We start from the raw sequence: 18,038 nt of genomic DNA, 5'->3' as shown, positions 1-18,038 counted from the left end.
GACGCGACCGGGGAGGACCCATGATCATCGACAAGGCCAATGCGGCGCTGGAAGCGGTCTATACGGCCGACACGCCTGAGACGCTCGCCAAGGCCTATGCGCAATGGGCCGCGACCTATGACGGCGAAACCGCGGCGCTCGGCTATCTCCTGCCGTTCCTGATCACCGCCTGGGTGGCGCGCCATGTGCCGGCGGGCGAAGGGCCGCTGCTCGACGCCGGTTGCGGCACCGGCCTGTCGGGGCCGTCCCTGAAGGCACTCGGCTACCACGATATTGCCGGGCTCGACCTGTCGCAGGACATGCTGAAAATCGCCGGCAGCCGGCAGGCCTACAGCGAGCTGAAACAGGCGATGCTCGGCGGGCCATTGCCTTGGGCGGACGGGTATTTCCGCGCCTTTTTCTCGACCGGCGTGTTCACCATCAGCCACGCACCGGCGTCGGGCCTGCATGAACTGGTACGCATCACCAGGACGGGCGGCCACGCCATCTTCACGGTTCGCGACCAGGTGTTTGAAAGCGGCGGGTTTCAAGCCGTGTTTGGCGAACTGGAGCAGGCGAAAAAATGGCAGCCGGTCGAGGAGAGCCCGTGGTTCCGCTGCTACGCAATCGCCGAGCCCGACGCGCTGGTGAAGACCTTCGTGTTCGAGGTGGTTTGAGTGGCGCCTTCTTCCTTCTCCCCTTGTGGGAGAAGGTGGATCGGCGCGCAGTGCCGAGACGGATGAGGGGTGTTGGACGGAATGAGGCGTTGGCGTTCCCTGGAGCACCCCTCATCCGTCGCCTTCGGCGACACCTTCTCCCACAAGGGGAGAAGGGGAAGCCGCGCCACAACCCGCCAATTGCCGAAAAGCCAAAACATTGATATGAGCAGCGCCATGGAAGAGCTTTTTGGCGATCCGGCCTATAAAGGTTTCGTGCTGCAGGACAGGAAACGCCTGCCGTCGCGATTTTCCGCGCGCGTCTGCGGGGCGCTGACCAGCCGACTTAGCTAGGGCAGACTCGCCAGGCTGTTTCGCCGGTCCGACCGGCGTCGTTTTCCCTTTTTAAATCGACGGATTTACGCAAATGAGCGCACCGCGCACCCTCTACGACAAGATTTTCGACGACCATGTTGTCGACCGCCAGGACGACGGCACCTGCCTGCTCTATATCGACCGCCATCTGGTCCACGAAGTCACCAGCCCGCAGGCTTTCGAAGGCCTGCGCATAACCGGCCGCAAGGTTCGGCATCCGGAAAAGACGCTGGCCGTGGTCGACCACAATGTGTCGACTTCGCCGGAGCGAAAGTTCGGCATCAAGAACGAGGAAAGCCGCATCCAGGTCGAAGCGCTGGCCAAAAACGCCAAGGATTTCGGCGTCGAATATTATTCCGAGAAGGATATCCGCCAGGGCATCGTCCACATCATCGGGCCGGAGCAAGGCTTTACGCTGCCCGGCATGACCATCGTCTGCGGCGACAGCCACACCTCGACGCATGGCGCGTTCGGGGCGCTGGCGCATGGCATCGGCACCTCTGAAGTCGAGCATGTGCTGGCGACGCAGACGCTGATCCAGCGCAAGGCCAAGAACATGCTGGTGCGCGTCGACGGCGCACTGCCGGAAGGCGTCACCGCCAAGGACATCATCCTCGCCATTATCGGCGAGATCGGCACGGCCGGCGGCACCGGCTATGTCATCGAATATGCCGGCGAGGCAATCCGTGCGCTGTCGATGGAAGGCCGCATGACGATCTGCAACATGTCGATCGAAGCCGGCGCCCGCGCCGGCCTGATCGCGCCCGACGAGACCACCTTCGCCTATGTCAAGGACAAGCCGCGCGCCCCCAAGGGCGAAGCCTGGGACGCCGCGCTCGCCTACTGGAAGACGCTGCAGTCCGACGAAGGCGCGCATTTCGACAAGGTGGTCGTGCTCGACGCGGCAAAGCTGCCGCCGATCGTCTCCTGGGGCTCCTCGCCCGAGGACGTGGTCTCGGTGCAAGGCATCGTGCCGAACCCGGACGACATCACTGATGAGAACAAGCGCACCTCCAAGCAGCGCGCACTCGACTATATGGGCCTGAAGCCGGGCACCAAGATCACCGATATCGAACTCGATCGCGTCTTCATCGGCTCCTGCACCAATGGCCGCATCGAGGATCTGCGCGCCGCAGCCAAGGTGATCGAGGGCAAGAAGGTCAATCCGCGGGTCAGTGCGATGATCGTGCCGGGCTCCGGCCTGGTCAAGGAACAGGCAGAGGCCGAAGGCCTCGACAAGATCTTTGTCGCCGCCGGCTTTGACTGGCGTGAGCCGGGCTGCTCGATGTGCCTTGCCATGAACGACGACCGGCTGAAGCCGCATGAGCGCTGCGCCTCGACCTCGAATCGCAATTTCGAGGGGCGCCAAGGCTTCAAGGGCCGGACGCATCTGGTGTCGCCGGCAATGGCCGCGGCGGCGGCGATCGCCGGCCATTTCGTCGACATCCGCGAGTGGAAATAGGGCAGGCGCGCGCAGTCGGATATGAGGAGCCCGAGCCGCAATGCGGTTCGGGCATTCTTCAGTCGGGCCGCCTGACGAATTCGTGGAATCCCTCACGGCGGCCGGGTTGGTCCTTTGCGACGACCAGCGCCAGTTGGCGCTCGTCGAAGAGTTTGAACCATTCGTCCCATTCGACCAGTTCGTAGCCGCCGGCATTGACCGGGCGTTCGGCCTCATCCTGGTCCTGGTAGGCATGCTGGCCGAAGACCAGCCTCAGCATGGGCTGCGTTCCGGCTTCGGGCGACACGTCGACGATCGCCGGAAAGCCGGCGCGTGCCGCGGCCCATGAGCGAATTGCATCGTGATCGGTCAGCATGATCGTGTCGGCCATCGGAGCGTCTCCTGGTTGCCGTCGTGAAACGCCGCTCGCCGTTCGCGGTTCCGCCCAGCGGCTTTGTCGACGCACCTGTCGTATATTCGCTTTCGCTTAACCGCTTGTTTGGGCTTCCGCTCTAAGGTCCTCCAAGGGGAAGCGAGGGGAAATTACAGCGCTTGGACACCGGCCTGCTCATAGCGCTGCTCAATCCAGGCATCGCCCTCACACTCGGCGCGGCATTTCTCGTGCTGTGGTTCTATCAGCGCCACCGTCCCTATCTGGGCGTGCTGGCGGCGGGCTACTCGGCCTCGGCCGCAGGCTTCCTGCTCCAGTATTTCACGCTGCCGGTCGGCATGGCACCGACCAAGCTCATCTCGATCCTGTGCTTCACCTTCGCCACCTGCTGTCTCGCCGGCGCGGTCATTGCGCGCTATGGGCGGCGCGTGCCTTACCCGGCGGTCGGCATTCTGGCCTGCGGCGGCCTGGCCGCGTTTTCGTGGTTTCTTTTTGCCCGGCCGGATCTCACCTGGCGCATCCTTGCCATCAATTTCAGCTTCGGCGGCATCAGCCTGGTTGTCGCCGCCGAGTTGCGCGTGGTGCGCAACAACGGCCCGACAGAAATGATCCTGTTCGTGCTGTCGCTGCTTTCCGGCCTGAACTTCCTGGCGCGGACGCTTGCCGTCGTCATCGCGCATGGGCCGTTCACCAGCTATGAAGGGCTTTACTCCTCGTCCTACTGGACGACGGCTCTGCTGTCGCATGCATTGCTGTCGCTGCTTATTGCGCTTTGCCTGTTCGGCGCCGCCGCGCTCGATGTGATGAAGGCCCTGAAGACCGAAACTCTGACAGACCCGCTGTCGGGCCTGCTCAACCGCCGCGGCTTCGAGGAGCGCGCCATGCTTGTCCTGCAGCACTGTGCCACGGCGCAATTGCCGGTTGCGCTGGTGCTTGCCGATCTCGATCATTTCAAGGCGCTCAACGATCAGCATGGCCACGCGGCCGGCGATCGCGTTATCGCCGACTTCGCTGCCAAGCTTCTGTCGGCTGCAGGTACGCGCGGCGTTGCCGGCCGTATCGGCGGCGAAGAGTTCGCCGTGCTGTTGCCGCTCAGCGACCTTGGCGCGGCAAGACTGTTTGCCGAAGCCATTCGCACGGTCTATTCGGCGGGCAGAATCGACGGACTTCCGCCCGACACAAGAGTGACTGCGAGCTTCGGCGTGGCCGCCCGCACCAGCGACGAAGGGCTGGACCCGCTGATGCGCCGCGCCGACGAAGCGCTCTACAAAGCCAAAAGGAGTGGCCGCGACAGCGTATACCTGTCCTATCAGCGGCCTGAAACGGTCGTCCTTCCCAATCGGACCAGTGCTGGCTGAGCGTCAGCGGCGGCTTCGAATTAACGTCTTTTTCGCGCGTTGGTGATTTGCTGTTCGGGGGGAGTGCCAAAACGCCATGGGCAGCGCTAATTTCATCCTGATGATCAACCTGTTCGTTGCCGGGCTGCTGGCGGCGGCCTTCATGACGATCGCGGTCTATGACGCCGGCCGGGTGTCGGCACGCTGGCTGGCGTTCGGCTATGTGCTCGGCACGGCTTATTTCGCGATCGAGTTCAGCATTCCTGCCTTCGACAATGCGCGCCCCGTGGTTGTCGCCGCCTTTGCCGCCTTCCTTGGCGCTACCGTCGCCTTCAATGGCGGGCTTGCCCATAAATACCGCGTTTCGCCGCCTTGGCCGCCGATGCTGTTCTTCCTGGTCTTCGCCACCCTCGCGGTCTACTTCGTGCAGGACCTGCCACGCCAATCCTTTGTGCGAATGGCGGCCTACCAGCTTCCCTATGCGGCCATGCAGTTCACCGGGCTGGCGATCGTCTTGTCGTCCAGGCAAAGACGCGAGCGGCTCGACTATATGCTGATGGCTGTCCTGGCGGCCAGCACCTTGCAGTTCGCCAGCAAACCCTTCATCGCCCATGCGCTTGGTGGCTGGGGCGCCAACCCGCAATCTTATGCGCAGACCAGCTATGCGTTGGTGTCGCAGTCGGTCGGCACCGTGTTCGGCCTGGCGCTTGCGCTGGTGACATTGGCTATCCTGGTCCGCGACGTGCTCGCCGAGGCGACGTCGAAATCGGAAACCGACACGCTTTCGCGGCTGCTCAACCGTGGCGGCTTCGAGCGCCATGCCGAGATCGCACTGTGTGACGCCATGCAGCGCGCCGTTCCAGCGGCACTGGTCATTGCCGATCTCGACCATTTCAAGCGTATCAACGATACTTACGGCCACGCGTCGGGCGATCGGGTCATCGAGACCTTTGCCGGTTTTCTCCGCGATGCCGCGGCCGACCATCATGTCGCCGGCCGCATCGGCGGCGAGGAATTCGCTATTTTCCTGCCGGGGACCAATCTAGCCGCCGCCCGGCTCTTTGCCGAGGGCACGCGTAGCGCCTTCGGTGCCACGCCGATCGACTGCCTGCCCGCGGATCACCGCTGCAGCGCCAGCTTCGGCGTTGCCGAGCTTGGTCCGGACGAAAGCTTTTCCGACCTGCTGCGGCGCGCCGACAAAGCGCTCTATCAGGCGAAGGGCAGCGGTCGCGATTGCGTGCGTGTCTCGGTGGGGCCGGCTGTTGCCCTGCCGGCGCCGTCAACCAAGGGCGGCGTGGCCGTCAGCGGCAGGGGCTGAGCTCCGGCATTTCGCCGTCGGAGAGGCCGTACATATAGCTGCGGCCCTTGACGAAAACCGGCGGCCTATAGCAGTCGCCGCCGCGGACATCGTCCGATTCGTTTTCGTAGATCACGTCGGGATGGCCGGCGCTGGTGTAGTCGGACAATTCCTTGGCCAGCTTGCCCTCGCCAACGAGGATACGCTTGTAGCCGGCGGCGCTGTCGATGACGAGATTGCCGAAGGAATCGGCATAGACGCGGTCATGATGGCGCGTCCCGGCGAATGCCGGTGCGACGACGCCGACGGCGAGCGCCGCCAATAGGAACCAGGGAAGGCGCGATCCTGCTGAATTCGAATGCATGGCGTGCTGCTCCATTTGCTGAGAGGCAAGCCTCCTCGAATCAGAAATTAACCTTTTATTAACCTTTGTTAAGAGGGCAACCGCAGCAGGGGCGAGGTCTCGGAAAATATGGTTAATACTCGATCGCCCACCGGCCATCATTCGGCCATGCCTTGTTCCCACCATCCCCAGCATCGGGCACGACTCAAAAAGCATGAAATCCGGTGGCTTGCCGGAGCATCGCGGCGGGCTCGATACGCGGGGGGGAAAGCAGCAAATGAGATTACGCCGCACGTTTCGGATGGCGCTGGCCATTCCGCCGCTGCTGGCTGCCGCCGCCTGCGCGCCGCAGACCAGCGCGCCCAAGCTCGGCGACACGGCCGCCGCTTCCGTGTCGCTTGCTCCCGCCGCTAGTGAACCGACGGCACCGCAGCCGCGCACAGCTACTTACAACTGCGCCGACGGTAGCGTGATGACCATCGAGAATCTCGGCACGTCGGTGCTCGTCCTCGGCCAGAACGGCGCCAGCGCCGAGCTGCCGGCGTCACCGGCCAATCAGACCAGCCGTTACGGCGAGGCGCATGACGCAATCGTGATCGATGGGCGTGAGGCGCTGGTGATGAAGGGCGGTGCATCACCGCTGGCCTGCAAGCGCTGATCCGCCCCTTGCGCCAGCCATATTTTGCAGTGCGGCGACATTGTGCCGGCGCAAGGCGACAGTCCTAATCGATTGAAGCTGAAAGCCTCGCTTTCATCAGACTAAATTACGTTTTCGAAACGGTTTTCCGGCTTTGACGCGGTGCAAAAAGAGCATTAGAAACCGGCTGTCCGAAGTCGCAACCGGAAGCGGTAATGCCGCATTCCCACCTGAGGCTCCAGAGACGCCGAACTGGGGGAGCCATGAGCAAATCACCAGCCACCCGCGAATTTGCCAGACGTGAACGGCCGCTTTCGCCGCATCTGACCGTCTATCGGCCGCCGATCACCATGACGATGTCGATCGTCCACCGCATCACCGGCGGGGCGCTCTATTTCGGCACGCTGCTGGTCGCGCTGTGGCTGATGGCGGCGGCGAGCTCGGAGGCGACCTTCAATGCCGTCAACTGGGCCTTCGGCTCGTGGCTGGGACGGCTGGTGCTGTTCGGCTACAGCTGGGCGCTGATGCACCACATGCTGGGCGGTGTGCGCCATCTTATCTGGGACACTGGGGCAGGGCTGGAAAAGCATACGGCATCGAGGATCGCCTGGGCGACGCTTGCCGGCTCGGTCACGCTGACGCTGCTGATCTGGATCGCCGGCTACATGGCGCGGGGAGCCTGACATGAACGGCAAGAACACCGACATGCGCACGCCGCTGGCCAAGGTCCGCGGCCTCGGTTCCGCCCGCGAGGGCACCGGCCATTTCTGGCGCCAGCGGCTGACGGCGATCTCCAACATCCCGCTGGTCCTGTTCTTCGTCGGCTTCCTGATCGCACTCAACGGCGCCAGCTATCTCGAGGTGCGCGCCGCACTTGCCAATCCGTTCGTTGCACTGGTCCTGGCGCTGGTGCTGTTGTCGGTGCTCTACCACATGCGGCTCGGCATGCAGGCGATCATCGAAGACTATGTGCATGGCGAAGGCACCAGGCTGGCGCTGCTCGCCCTCAACACATTCTTTCCCGTCGTCGTCGGCGTCGCTTCGGTCTTCGCCCTGCTTAAACTGGCATTTGGAGGCTGATTTTTGGCCAAGGACGCGAAGAACGCCAACACGGCTTCCGCCTATAGCTATGTCGATCACAAATTCGACGTCGTGGTCGTCGGCGCCGGCGGCGCCGGCCTGCGCGCCGCGCTCGGCATGGCCGAGCAGGGCCTGCGCACCGCCTGCATCACCAAAGTGTTCCCGACGCGCTCGCATACGGTTGCGGCGCAGGGCGGCATCGCCGCCTCGCTCGCCAATATGGGGCCCGACAACTGGCAGTGGCATCTCTTCGACACCGTCAAAGGCTCAGATTGGCTGGGCGACACCGACGCTCAAGAATACATGGTGCGCGAAGCGCCGGCGGCGGTCTACGAGCTCGAGCACTACGGCGTTCCCTTCAGCCGCACCGAGGACGGGAAAATCTACCAGCGGCCGTTCGGCGGCATGATGATGAATTTCGGCGAGGGGCCGCCGGTGCAGCGCACCTGTGCGGCCGCCGACCGCACCGGCCACGCCATGCTGCACACGCTCTACGGCCAGTCGCTGAAGCACAATGCGCAGTTCTTCATCGAGTATTTCGCGCTCGATCTGATCATGGAGCCGGACGGCACCTGCACCGGCGTCGTCGCCTGGAACCTCGACGACGGCACCATCCACCGCTTTTCGGCCAAGATGGTGGTGCTGGCGACCGGCGGCTATGGCCGCGCCTATTTCTCGGCCACCTCGGCGCATACCTGCACCGGCGATGGCGGCGGCATGGCCGCACGCGCAGGCCTGCCGCTGCAGGATATGGAGTTCGTGCAGTTCCACCCGACCGGCATATACGGCGCCGGCTGCCTGATCACCGAGGGCGCGCGCGGCGAGGGCGGCTATCTCGTCAATTCCGAGGGCGAGCGCTTCATGGAGCGCTACGCGCCGTCAGCCAAGGATCTGGCTTCGCGCGACGTCGTCTCGCGCTGCATGACGCTGGAAATCCGCGAGGGCCGCGGCGTCGGCCCGAAGAAGGATCACATTTTCCTGCATCTCGACCATCTCGACCCGGCCGTTCTGCACGAGAGGCTTCCAGGTATTTCGGAATCGGCAAAGATCTTTGCCGGCGTCGACCTGACCAAGGAGCCGATCCCGGTGCTGCCGACGGTCCACTACAATATGGGCGGCGTGCCGACCAATTACTGGGGCGAGGTGCTGAATCCGACGGCGTCGAATCCGGACCAGGTGTCGCCCGGGCTGATGGCGGTCGGCGAAGCCGGCTGCGCCTCGGTGCACGGTGCTAACCGGCTGGGCTCCAACTCGCTGATCGACCTGGTGGTGTTCGGCCGTGCGGCGGCAATCCGGGCCGGCCAGGTGATCGACCGCACATCGGCGATCCCTTCGCCCAACGAGGCCGCCGTCGAAAAGATCATGGACCGCTTCGACCGGCTGCGTCACGCCAACGGCTCGACGCCGACAGCGGTTTTGCGCGAAAAGATGCAGAAGGCGATGCAGGAGGACGCGGCGGTGTTCCGCACCCAGGAATCGCTGGAAAGCGGCTGCAGGCGCATTTCGCAGATCTGGGGTGAACTCGGCGACGTCAAGGTGTTTGACCGCTCGATGATCTGGAACTCCGACCTGGTCGAGACGCTGGAGCTGGAAAACCTGATGGCCAACGCCATCACCACCGTCTACGGCGCCGAGGCGCGCAAGGAAAGCCGCGGCGCGCACGCGCGGGAGGACTTTTCGGCCCGCGACGACGCCAACTGGCGCAAGCATACGCTGGCTCGGCTCAACGAGGCCGGCGAGGTGGCGCTCACCTACCGGCCGGTGCACACCGAAACGCTGCTTAAGGAAGCAGACGGCGGCATCAACCCGGCCAAGATCGCGCCAAAGGCCAGGGTGTATTGACGATGGCGCTGGCGGTTGCGGGATATTCCGGCACGCTCCTTCCGGCCAAGCTCGGCCTGAAGGACGGGATGATTGCCGCTTTCGTCGCCTTGCCGGCCGAGCTGGACGACCTTGCCGAAGCCGTGGACTTTGCCGAGCTCGACCGGCTGGCCAACTGGTCGGCGATTTCGGGCGTTCATGACAAATACGATGCCGTGCATGCTTTCACCCGGCAGCGTGTCGAGATCGAGGACCGTCTTGGCGACATCGAAGCAGCGATCAAGCGGGACGGCATGGTCTGGGTCTCTTGGCCAAAAAAGGCATCGAAAGTGCCGACCGACGTCACCGAGGACGTTATCCGCACAGAGGCGCTGAAGCTCGACCTCGTCGACGTCAAGGTCGCGGCGGTGAACGAGATCTGGTCCGGGCTGAAGCTCGTCATCCGAAAGGACCTGAGGTAATGGTCGAACTCACGCTTCCGAAAAACTCGAAGATCATGGCCGGAAAAGCCTGGCCGAAGCCGGAGGGCGCGACCAATCTGCGCGAATACCGCATCTACCGCTGGTCGCCGGACGATGACGAGAACCCGCGCATGGATACGTATTTCGTCGACATGGACGATTGCGGGCCGATGGTGCTCGACGCGCTGCTCTGGATCAAGAACAAGATCGATCCGACGCTGACGCTGCGCCGCTCCTGCCGCGAAGGCATTTGCGGCTCGTGCGCCATGAACATCGACGGGTCGAACACGCTGGCCTGCACCAAGGGCTGCGACGATATTTCCGGCGCGATCAAGGTCTATCCGCTGCCGCACATGGCCGTGGTCAAGGACCTGGTGCCCGACCTCACCAATTTCTACGCCCAGCACGCCTCGATCGAGCCGTGGCTGAAGACGGTGTCGCCCGAGCCGGCCAAGGAATGGCTGCAGAGCCATGAGGACCGCGAAAAGCTCGACGGGCTCTACGAGTGCATATTGTGCGCCTGCTGCTCGACCTCCTGCCCGAGCTACTGGTGGAACGGCGAGCGCTATCTCGGCCCGGCGACGCTGCTGCAGGCCTATCGCTGGCTGATCGATTCCAGGGACGAGGCGACGGGCGAGCGGCTCGACAATCTCGAAGACCCGTTCCGGCTCTATCGCTGCCACACCATCATGAACTGCGCCCAGACTTGCCCCAAAGGGCTCAACCCGGCCAAGGCGATCGCCGAGATCAAGAAGATGATGGTGGAGCGACGGGTTTAGGCGGCGGGCGGGTTGCAGCCGAGATCGTCTCGTCCGTAGCGATCCTTCGCGCCCCCTCTGTCCTGCCGGACATCTCCCCCTCAAGGGGGGAGATTAGCAGCTTGGAGGACAGCGCCCTTTCTGCAGCCTTGAAAAGTGGCGAAGCGGTGATGACAGCCAATCTCCCCACTAGAGGGGGAGATGTCCGGCAGGACAGAGGGGGGCGCTGTCCCGCCGAGTTCGAAAGGATAGCAAACTTATGACCGATATCGACCTTCCCATCCTCTCTCCCATCGAAGCCCGCGTGCTCGGCTGCCTTATCGAAAAGAAGGAGCTGACGCCGGACGTCTATCCGCTGACGCTCAATGCGGCACATGCGGCGGCCAACCAGAAGACGGCGCGCGAGCCGGTGATGTCGGTCGAACTTGGCGAGGTCAGAAGAGCGCTTGGCCAGCTCGAGCAGAAGGGCCTAGTCAGGCAAGTGTTCGCGTCGCGCGTCGAGCGCTACGAGCATGTCGTGGCGCAGCGCTTTTCCCTGACCTCGGCGCAGATCGCGCTGCTCGGCCTGTTGCTGCTGCGCGGCCCGCAGACGGCCTATGAATTGCTGGCGCGAAGCGAGCGCATGGCGCGGCTGCCGTCGATCGACGAGCTTCGCGGCAATCTCGATCTGCTGATCGGCCGCCGGCCACCGCTGGTGCAGCAGATCGATCGCGGCCCAGGCCAGCGCGAGGATCGCTATGTCCATCTGCTCAGCGGGCCGCCGCAGCTGTCGGCTGCCGCAGCGCCCCTGCAGTCGTCCTCGCCGGCGTCGGATCTGGAGACGCGCGTGCAGGCCCTCGAGGAAGAGGTCGCGGCATTGCGCGCTCGTCTCGACGCACTGTCCGGCGATGGGCGATAAGGATTTTCGAGACGTCGGGGACGGCCCCTCAGGTAACGTGTTCGTTGCCTACTTTCGATTGGCTGGCGCTGCCCCGCCTGCCGGCGACCTCTCCCCGTATAGGGACGAGGAGAGGGACGCTCTTCGACGGTTTCGTCAATCATCAACGTTGCAAGAAGGGTGCCGCAGCTGCGGCCAGCTTCTTTCTCCCCGTCACTGACGGGGAGAAATGCCCGGCAGGGCAATGAGGGGCGGCGCCGACTTCAACAATTGATGGACTCCAACACCAGTTGGAATCTATCAGACATAAAAGCTCCCTCACCCGAGCCTGGCGTCGAGCGATACTTTGATGGCGCCGAGCGCTTTCGAGACCGGGCATTCGGCCTTGGCCTTCTCGGCCAATTCCTTGAACTTGGCGGCATCGATGCCCGGTACCTTGCCGACCAGCGTGATCGCGCTGCCGGTGATGCCGGTGCCGGGGACCAGCGTTACCACGGCCTTGGCGTCGAGCTCGGCAGCCGGAGTGCCGTTCTCGGCGAGAAAATGCGAAAGCTGCATGGCGTAGCAGCCGGCATGGGCGGCGGCGATCAGCTCTTCCGGGTTTGTGCCGGATTTGCCGCTCTCGTCCTCGAAACGCATCTTGGCGGAATAGGGCGTGCCCTTCAGCGTCCCGCTCTGTGTATCGAGCGTGCCTTTGCCTTCCTTGAAACTGCCTTTCCAAACGGCGTTGGCGGTGCGGTCCATCAATTCCTCCTTGATTGTCGTGATTGAGCCCGTGATCGGCATCCAGTCGACTATAGCGCGCGCCGGAGCGAAGGCCACCCACGCTTTCGTATCGGCGGCAGCGTGACACATCATGTCGAGCGAAAAAAATTAAAAAAAATACGCGTGCAAAAATGTCGACTTCCATCTGTCCCGGCCGTCCTGCGGGCGGCCATGGACTTGGTGGCCGGATGGAGGACCACATGAACAACCTGTTTTCTGCTCACTGGACAAGCACCGGCCACAGGGCCGGTGAACAACAAGCCGACTGGTCGCGCCTGCAGCCTTCCGGCTTCGGCCGATTGCTTGCGGCGATTGCCATTATCGGGATTGCGGTATCTCTTCTCGACTATGCTGCGGCCGGTCTCGATTCTGCGGCAGGCAAGGGCTCCGCGGAGATTTCCGTAGCCTCGTCTTCGGCTTCAAGCCAGGAATGGAGATAAAAATGAAGTATGTTTGCCTGGTCTATGGTGAAGAAAAAGATCTCTACGCAATGACGCCCGAGAGGCTGGCCAAGCTCGACGCCGATTCGATGGCCCATGACCGGTCATTGGACCAACGCGGGATGCTGATCATCGCGCAGGCGCTGCAATCGGTGAAAACGTCGAAAACCGTTCGCAGGCGCAAGGGCAAGCGGCTGGTCACCGACGGCCCCTTCGCCGAAACCAAGGAGCAGTTGCTCGGTTTCGTCATGATCGAGGCCGAGAGCCTAGACGAGGCGCTGGAGATCGCGGGCGAGATTCCGCTGGCCGAAATCGGCACGATCGAGGTGCGGGCGATCTACAAGGTGCCCGGGTCATAGAGATGTCTCGATAGGTTCCTCCGCGGAGCGGCGGAGACCAACGACTGGCGCGGGCTTTCGTTTTCCTCATCGGACGCAACTTTTGCGTGTTGAAGCGAAGCAATACTTCTCCTATGGTCGCCGAGATCGGGGGATTTCGGGGCATGCATATATTGATTGCAGCAATCGGCCTGCTGGGGGCAGCGGCGTTCTGGTGGTACCGGCTGAAGACCATGAACGACGCGGCGCGTGAGGTTGCCGACGTCGTTGGCCGCGTGCAGGGCAACGTCCGCCGCAAGAAACTGCGCAAGCAGGCGGCGCTCTCGCCGCTGACGGCGATCGACGATCCGGTCGTCGCCGCCGCGACGCTGATCACCGCCATCGTTTCCGAACATGGTCCTGTGCTGCCGCAACGCGAAGCTGCCATTCGATCGGTGATCTCGGAGATTGCCGACAAAAAACAGACCGATGAAGCGGTGATCTACGCCAAATGGGCGGCATCGCAAATCGACGACGCCACGGTCGTCATCGACAAGCTGGCACCGTTCCTGCGCGAACGGCTCGACGCGGCCGAAAGGAGCGATCTGCTGCGGATGGTCAGCCGTGCGGCGGAAGCCGGCGGACAAAACCTGCAGATTCCCGACCAGCGCATGCTGCGGCTGCGCCAGAAGCTGGGCTTCGAGGTGAACTAAGTTCCCTGACACGGAAATTTGGCAGACCGCATGGCGATTAAGCCGAGACGCCTGATCGCTTCAGGGCCTGTTTAGATCGCCTCGCCCTTCAACAGTTTCGGCGTGTCGCCGGACAGACCCGACGCCTGGCGGATGAAAAACCCCTTCAGCCGGGGCATGCGCTCGACGAGGCCGAGGCCGATGTCGCGCAAAGTGCGCAGCGGGCCGAAATCGTTGGAAAACATCCGGTTCAGCACATCGGTGGTGATGCCCATCTGCACCGTGTCGAAACGCCGCCATTGCTGGTAGCGCTCAAGCACGTCGAGCGCGCCGATGTCCTGGCCGAGCCGGTCGGCCTCGACCACCACTTCGGCCAGCGCCGCCACGTCCTTGAAGCCGAGATTGAGACCCTGGCCGGCGATCGGGTGGATGCCGTGGGCGGCGTCGCCGGCCAAGGCGATGCGCGGCGCGACGAAGGCGCGCGCAATGATCAGCCCTAGCGGCCAGGCACGCGGCTTGTCGGCGATATGAATTTCGCCGAGTTTCAGGCCAAAGCGCTGCTCGAGCTCATATTCCAGGACCAGCGCGTCGCCACTGACCAGTTTCTCGGCATCCTGCGACCGTTCGACCCAGACGATCGACGAGCGGTTGGTGCCGTCCTTGCCCGGCTTGAGCGGCAGCATGGCAAACGGGCCTGCGGGCAGGAAATGCTCTTCGGCGCGGCCGTTGTGCGGCCGCTCGTGCGCCACCGTGCAGACGATGCCGGACTGGCCATACTCCCATTTTACCGTCTTGATGCCGGCCATGTCGCGCAGCTTCGAGTTGACGCCGTCGGCGGCAACCAGCAGCCGCGCCTTCAGCGTCGCGCCGTCGGCAAGATGCACCGTTATGCCGGCGCCGTTGATGTCGAAGGCGCTGACGGCGACGCCTTCGATGATGCCGATGCCGAGTTGTTCGGCGCGCCGGCGCAAGGCGCCGTTCAAATCCTTGTTGGCGACCATATGCGCAAAGGGTTCGCCGGGCGCGACCTCGCCGTCGAAGGTGAGGAACACCGGGCGGACCGGATCGGATGTGCGCGAATCGGTGACAATCATTTCGGTGATTGCCTGCGCCTCCGGCGCGATCTCGTTCCAGACGCCGAGCTGGTCGAGCATGCGGCACGCGGCGGCGGCAATCGCCGAGGCGCGGCCGTCCTTCTGCCAGACACCGGCCGGCGCGGCATCGACGACGGCGACGGCGAGGCTCGGCCGCGCCTGCTTCAGCGACACGGCGGCGGCCAAGCCGATATAACCGGCGCCGGCGACCAGAACGTCGAGCGAATTCTTGCTGTCGACCATGGGCAATTCCTTTCGCAGCCTGACTGTCGCCGGGCATTCCGCCCTTGACTGCCCGCTGTTCCTGTCGGAAACCGCCATGGTAATTTTGCGGCGAGGTCAAGATGACGGCAGCCATGGACGAGCTTCTCGGTATTCTCGACCTCGAGCAGCTGGAACACAACCTGTATCGTGGTCGCAGCCCCAAGCTCGATTGGCAGCGCATCTTCGGCGGCCAGACCATCGCCCAGGCGCTGGTCGCCGCGCAGCGAACGGTCGAGCCCGAGCGCCACGTGCATTCGCTGCATGGCTATTTCATGCGGCCGGGCGACACCAAGGTGCCTATCATCTACGAGGTCGACCGCATCCGTGACGGCGGCTCCTTCACCACGCGCCGCGTCGTGGCGATCCAGCACGGCCAGGCGATCTTTTCGCTGGAAGCCTCGTTCCAGCAGGATGAGGTCGGCCTGGAACATCAGGTGCCGATGCCGCAGGACGTGCCGGCGCCTGACACGTTGCTGTCGCAGCGCGAATTGCTGGGCAAGTTCGGCGAAGCCGTGCCCGACGGCATCAAGCGCTATTGGGAGCGCGACCGGCCGATCGAGATGAAGCCGGTGATGCTGAAGCATTATACCAGCCGGGAAAAGCTCGAGCCGAAGCAGAACATCTGGATCCGCACCACCGGCCCGGTGCCGGCCGACCGCGCCACGCAGGCGGCCGTGCTCGCTTACCTCTCGGATATGACGCTGCTCGACACCTCGACCTTTGCCCATGGCCGCGCCATTTTCGATCGTGATATCCAGGCAGCCAGCCTCGACCACGCCATGTGGTTCCACCGCAGCCATCCGCTCGACGACTGGATGCTGTACACGCAAGACAGCCCGTCGACGCAAGGATCGCGTGGCTTTACCCGCGGCTCGCTGTTTGCCCGCGACGGCACCCTGATCGCCTCGGTTGCCCAAGAAGGACTCATCCGGCTGAAGCGGCCGCCTGCGGAGTAGGCATTTTTCGAAATTTGCCTACTTTTTAAGCATATGCACTGCCGCGCCTGTGAACAGGCAGCTGCCAGACCTTCTCGATTTCGTTGTTTAACAACAGCTTAACACCCTGCTTCGGCAATTGGCACGGAGCTTGAATCCTAGCGGGCACTCTCCGGCTCTCATGGGGATCGGCGAAGTCGTGCAAACGCGGGGACCCGCAACAGCAAAGGGTGAAACCTTATGAAGATCGTGATGGCAATCATAAAGCCGTTCAAGCTCGACGAGGTGCGCGAGGCGCTCACCGCAGTCGGCATCCAGGGCCTGACCGTCACCGAAGTAAAAGGCTACGGACGTCAGAAGGGGCACACGGAAATCTATCGCGGGGCGGAATACGCGGTCAGCTTCCTGCCGAAGATCAAGATCGAAGTCGCGGTCGCTGTCGACATGGTCGACAAGGCCGTCGAAGCCATCACCGCGGCGGCCAAGACCGGCCAGATCGGCGACGGCAAGATCTTCGTTTTCGGCATCGACCAGGCGGTGCGCATTCGCACCGGCGAAACAGACACCGACGCGCTTTGAGCTGCGGATACGTATTCCAATGGAGAGTTCAATGAATATTCCTTCCACCTTGAAGATAACGGGACGCGCGGCCGTTTTAGGTTCGCTCGCTCTCGCTGCGCTGGGCACGGTTGCTGCGTTCGCGCAGGAAGCGGCACCGGCGGCACCGGCTGCCCCTGCGCCCGCGCTCGACACCGGCAACACAGCCTGGATGCTGACCTCGACGGCGCTGGTGCTGATGATGACCGTACCGGGCCTGGCGCTGTTTTATGGCGGCATGGTGCGCAAAAAGAACGTGCTCGCCACCATCATGCAGAGCTTTGCCATCACCTGCCTGGTGACGGTGCTGTGGTTCATGTTCGGCTACTCGCTGGCCTTCTCGGATGGCGGCGGCATGAATGCCTATCTCGGCGGCTTCTCGAAGTTCTTCCACAACGGCATCACCACCTCCTCGCTGTGGCTGCCGGGCGTGGCGAACATTCCTGAGTTCGTCTTCTCGATGTTCCAGATGACCTTCGCCATCATCACGCCGGCGCTGATTGCCGGCGCCTTCGCCGAACGCATGAAGTTCTCGGCGCTGCTCATCTTCATGGGCGCGTGGCTGCTGGTGGTCTACGCCCCGATCGCGCACTGGGTGTGGGGCGGCGGCTTCCTCGGCACAGCCGGCGTTCTCGATTTCGCCGGCGGCACGGTCGTTCACATCAATGCCGGTGTTGCCGGCCTGGTCTGCGCGCTGGTTCTCGGCAAACGTGAAGGCTACGGCACCACCAACATGGCGCCGCACAACCTCGTCTACTCCGTCATCGGCGCTTCGCTGCTGTGGGTCGGCTGGTTCGGCTTCAACGCCGGCTCGGAACTGGCCGCCGACGGCCTTGCCGGTGCCGCGATGCTGAACACCCAGGTTGCCGCTGCCGCTGCGGCGCTCGCCTGGATGTTCGCCGAATGGATCGTCGCCAAGAAGCCGAGCGTGCTTGGCATCATCTCGGGCGCCGTCGCCGGCCTGGTCGCGGTGACGCCGGCTTCCGGTTTCGTCAATCCGACCGGCGCCTTCATCGTCGGCATCGTCGCCGGCGTGCTCTGCTACGTCTCGGCCGTCAAGCTCAAGCACGCGTTCGGCTATGACGACTCGCTCGATGCATTCGGCGTGCACGGCATCGGCGGCATCATCGGTGCATTGCTGACCGGCGTGCTCGCCGATCCGGCGATCAACAGCCTTGGCTCGGGTGCCTCTGTCGGCAAGCAGCTCTACGGTATCGTCTTCACCATCCTGTGGACGGCGATCGCGAGCTTCGTGATCCTCTATATCGTCAAGGCGCTGGTCGGCCTGCGTCCTTCGACCCAGGAAGAGGTCGAAGGCCTCGACATCAGCCAGCACGGCGAAGTGGTGCCGTGAGGTTTATTGGCTGGCACCGGCGTTTGCCGGTGCGGGGAAGATCCCGTCGTGATGCTCCCGAAAGGGCTCACGCCTTGAGGCCCGGAAGATTTCCGGGCCTCTTTTTTGTGCGCAGGCGGCCGTTATG

The 18,038-nt window shown here is 63.5% G+C and carries 21 protein-coding genes; 17 read left to right on the top strand and 4 right to left on the bottom strand.

What is annotated here, in order from left to right; all coding sequences use genetic code 11:
* Window positions 1-20 precede the first annotated feature (20 nt).
* Complete coding sequence (locus NKJ23_RS13225; RefSeq protein WP_352680587.1) at window positions 21-656, top strand: class I SAM-dependent DNA methyltransferase; 636 nt, start codon at window positions 21-23, stop codon at window positions 654-656.
* A gap of 406 nt (window positions 657-1,062) precedes the next feature.
* Window positions 1,063-2,472: a 3-isopropylmalate dehydratase large subunit gene (gene leuC / locus NKJ23_RS13220; protein ID WP_023679774.1), complete on the top strand. Its 1,410-nt coding sequence runs from the start codon at window positions 1,063-1,065 to the stop codon at window positions 2,470-2,472.
* A gap of 58 nt (window positions 2,473-2,530) precedes the next feature.
* Here the strand turns inward: leuC and NKJ23_RS13215 are convergent, their stop codons facing one another.
* Window positions 2,531-2,842: a hypothetical protein gene (locus NKJ23_RS13215; RefSeq protein ID WP_023679773.1), complete on the bottom strand. Its 312-nt coding sequence runs from the start codon at window positions 2,840-2,842 to the stop codon at window positions 2,531-2,533.
* Between the two features lie 161 nt (window positions 2,843-3,003).
* On the opposite strand from NKJ23_RS13215, the gene NKJ23_RS13210 reads away from it, so the two are divergent.
* Window positions 3,004-4,200 carry a GGDEF domain-containing protein gene (locus NKJ23_RS13210; protein ID WP_352680586.1) on the top strand — a complete coding sequence of 399 codons (1,197 nt, stop codon included), beginning with the start codon at window positions 3,004-3,006 and terminating at the stop codon, window positions 4,198-4,200.
* Window positions 4,201-4,276: 76 nt separating this feature from the next.
* On the top strand, window positions 4,277-5,497 hold the full coding sequence (locus NKJ23_RS13205; protein ID WP_352680585.1) for a GGDEF domain-containing protein: 1,221 nt from the start codon (window positions 4,277-4,279) through the stop codon (window positions 5,495-5,497).
* Here the strand turns inward: NKJ23_RS13205 and NKJ23_RS13200 are convergent.
* Window positions 5,481-5,840 (bottom strand): hypothetical protein, encoded by a 360-nt coding sequence (locus NKJ23_RS13200; protein ID WP_352680584.1) that lies wholly within the window; start codon window positions 5,838-5,840, stop codon window positions 5,481-5,483. The genes NKJ23_RS13205 and NKJ23_RS13200 overlap by 17 nt on opposite strands.
* Window positions 5,841-6,096: 256 nt before the next feature.
* On the opposite strand from NKJ23_RS13200, the gene NKJ23_RS13195 reads away from it, so the two are divergent.
* From NKJ23_RS13195 to NKJ23_RS13165, 7 genes are all read left to right on the top strand, one after another.
* Window positions 6,097-6,477: a hypothetical protein gene (locus NKJ23_RS13195; protein ID WP_352680583.1), complete on the top strand. Its 381-nt coding sequence runs from the start codon at window positions 6,097-6,099 to the stop codon at window positions 6,475-6,477.
* Between the two features lie 242 nt (window positions 6,478-6,719).
* Entirely contained in the window at window positions 6,720-7,139 is a 420-nt protein-coding gene (gene sdhC, locus NKJ23_RS13190) for a succinate dehydrogenase, cytochrome b556 subunit (RefSeq protein ID WP_292663224.1), read from the top strand.
* A 1-nt stretch (window position 7,140) separates the two neighbouring features.
* Window positions 7,141-7,536 carry a succinate dehydrogenase, hydrophobic membrane anchor protein gene (sdhD, locus tag NKJ23_RS13185; RefSeq protein WP_292663226.1) on the top strand — a complete coding sequence of 132 codons (396 nt, stop codon included), beginning with the start codon at window positions 7,141-7,143 and terminating at the stop codon, window positions 7,534-7,536.
* Window positions 7,537-7,539: 3 nt separating this feature from the next.
* Entirely contained in the window at window positions 7,540-9,378 is a 1,839-nt protein-coding gene (gene sdhA, locus NKJ23_RS13180; RefSeq protein ID WP_023679766.1) for a succinate dehydrogenase flavoprotein subunit, read from the top strand.
* A 2-nt stretch (window positions 9,379-9,380) separates the two neighbouring features.
* On the top strand, window positions 9,381-9,818 hold the full coding sequence (locus tag NKJ23_RS13175) for a DUF3052 family protein (RefSeq protein ID WP_352680582.1): 438 nt from the start codon (window positions 9,381-9,383) through the stop codon (window positions 9,816-9,818).
* Window positions 9,818-10,597 (top strand): succinate dehydrogenase iron-sulfur subunit, encoded by a 780-nt coding sequence (locus NKJ23_RS13170; RefSeq protein WP_352680581.1) that lies wholly within the window; start codon window positions 9,818-9,820, stop codon window positions 10,595-10,597. Before NKJ23_RS13175 ends, NKJ23_RS13170 begins: the two co-directional genes overlap by 1 nt.
* A gap of 238 nt (window positions 10,598-10,835) precedes the next feature.
* Window positions 10,836-11,474 carry a YceH family protein gene (locus NKJ23_RS13165; RefSeq protein WP_352680580.1) on the top strand — a complete coding sequence of 213 codons (639 nt, stop codon included), beginning with the start codon at window positions 10,836-10,838 and terminating at the stop codon, window positions 11,472-11,474.
* 297 nt (window positions 11,475-11,771) lie between these two features.
* On the opposite strand, the gene NKJ23_RS13160 is transcribed toward NKJ23_RS13165, so the two are convergent.
* Window positions 11,772-12,197, bottom strand: coding sequence for an OsmC family protein (locus NKJ23_RS13160; RefSeq protein ID WP_031212702.1), 426 nt, complete (start codon window positions 12,195-12,197; stop codon window positions 11,772-11,774).
* Between the two features lie 221 nt (window positions 12,198-12,418).
* Between NKJ23_RS13160 and NKJ23_RS13155 the strand changes: the two genes are divergently transcribed.
* The 3 genes from NKJ23_RS13155 to NKJ23_RS13145 all read left to right on the top strand — a co-directional run bounded on the left by NKJ23_RS13155 (window position 12,419) and on the right by NKJ23_RS13145 (window position 13,688).
* Window positions 12,419-12,658: a hypothetical protein gene (locus NKJ23_RS13155; protein ID WP_352450153.1), complete on the top strand. Its 240-nt coding sequence runs from the start codon at window positions 12,419-12,421 to the stop codon at window positions 12,656-12,658.
* A gap of 2 nt (window positions 12,659-12,660) precedes the next feature.
* A complete protein-coding gene (locus NKJ23_RS13150; protein WP_352450152.1) occupies window positions 12,661-13,017 on the top strand; it encodes a YciI family protein in 357 nt (118 codons plus the stop codon).
* A gap of 143 nt (window positions 13,018-13,160) precedes the next feature.
* The gene (locus tag NKJ23_RS13145; RefSeq protein ID WP_352540843.1) at window positions 13,161-13,688 is read left to right on the top strand and encodes a hypothetical protein; all 528 of its coding nucleotides are present in this window, start codon (window positions 13,161-13,163) and stop codon (window positions 13,686-13,688) included.
* 71 nt (window positions 13,689-13,759) lie between these two features.
* Here the strand turns inward: NKJ23_RS13145 and NKJ23_RS13140 are convergent, their stop codons facing one another.
* Window positions 13,760-15,004, bottom strand: a complete 1,245-nt coding sequence (locus tag NKJ23_RS13140; RefSeq protein WP_352450150.1) for a ubiquinone biosynthesis hydroxylase — start codon at window positions 15,002-15,004, stop codon at window positions 13,760-13,762.
* Window positions 15,005-15,105: 101 nt separating this feature from the next.
* Here NKJ23_RS13140 and tesB point away from each other — a divergent pair, with 101 nt between their 5' ends.
* The 3 genes from tesB to NKJ23_RS13125 all read left to right on the top strand — a co-directional run bounded on the left by tesB (window position 15,106) and on the right by NKJ23_RS13125 (window position 17,911).
* Window positions 15,106-15,981 (top strand): acyl-CoA thioesterase II, encoded by an 876-nt coding sequence (gene tesB / locus NKJ23_RS13135; protein WP_031212697.1) that lies wholly within the window; start codon window positions 15,106-15,108, stop codon window positions 15,979-15,981.
* A gap of 219 nt (window positions 15,982-16,200) precedes the next feature.
* Window positions 16,201-16,539, top strand: a complete 339-nt coding sequence (locus NKJ23_RS13130; RefSeq protein ID WP_023679755.1) for a P-II family nitrogen regulator — start codon at window positions 16,201-16,203, stop codon at window positions 16,537-16,539.
* Between the two features lie 49 nt (window positions 16,540-16,588).
* A complete protein-coding gene (locus tag NKJ23_RS13125) occupies window positions 16,589-17,911 on the top strand; it encodes an ammonium transporter (protein WP_352540949.1) in 1,323 nt (440 codons plus the stop codon).
* The last annotated feature ends 127 nt before the right edge of the window (window positions 17,912-18,038 follow it).

The organism is Mesorhizobium sp. M0184 (assembly GCF_040322215.1).
Taxonomy (GTDB): Bacteria; Pseudomonadota; Alphaproteobacteria; order Rhizobiales; family Rhizobiaceae; genus Mesorhizobium.
The sequence above is the reverse complement of the archived record's forward strand: the minus strand, read 5'-3'. Positions and strand labels throughout refer to the sequence as shown.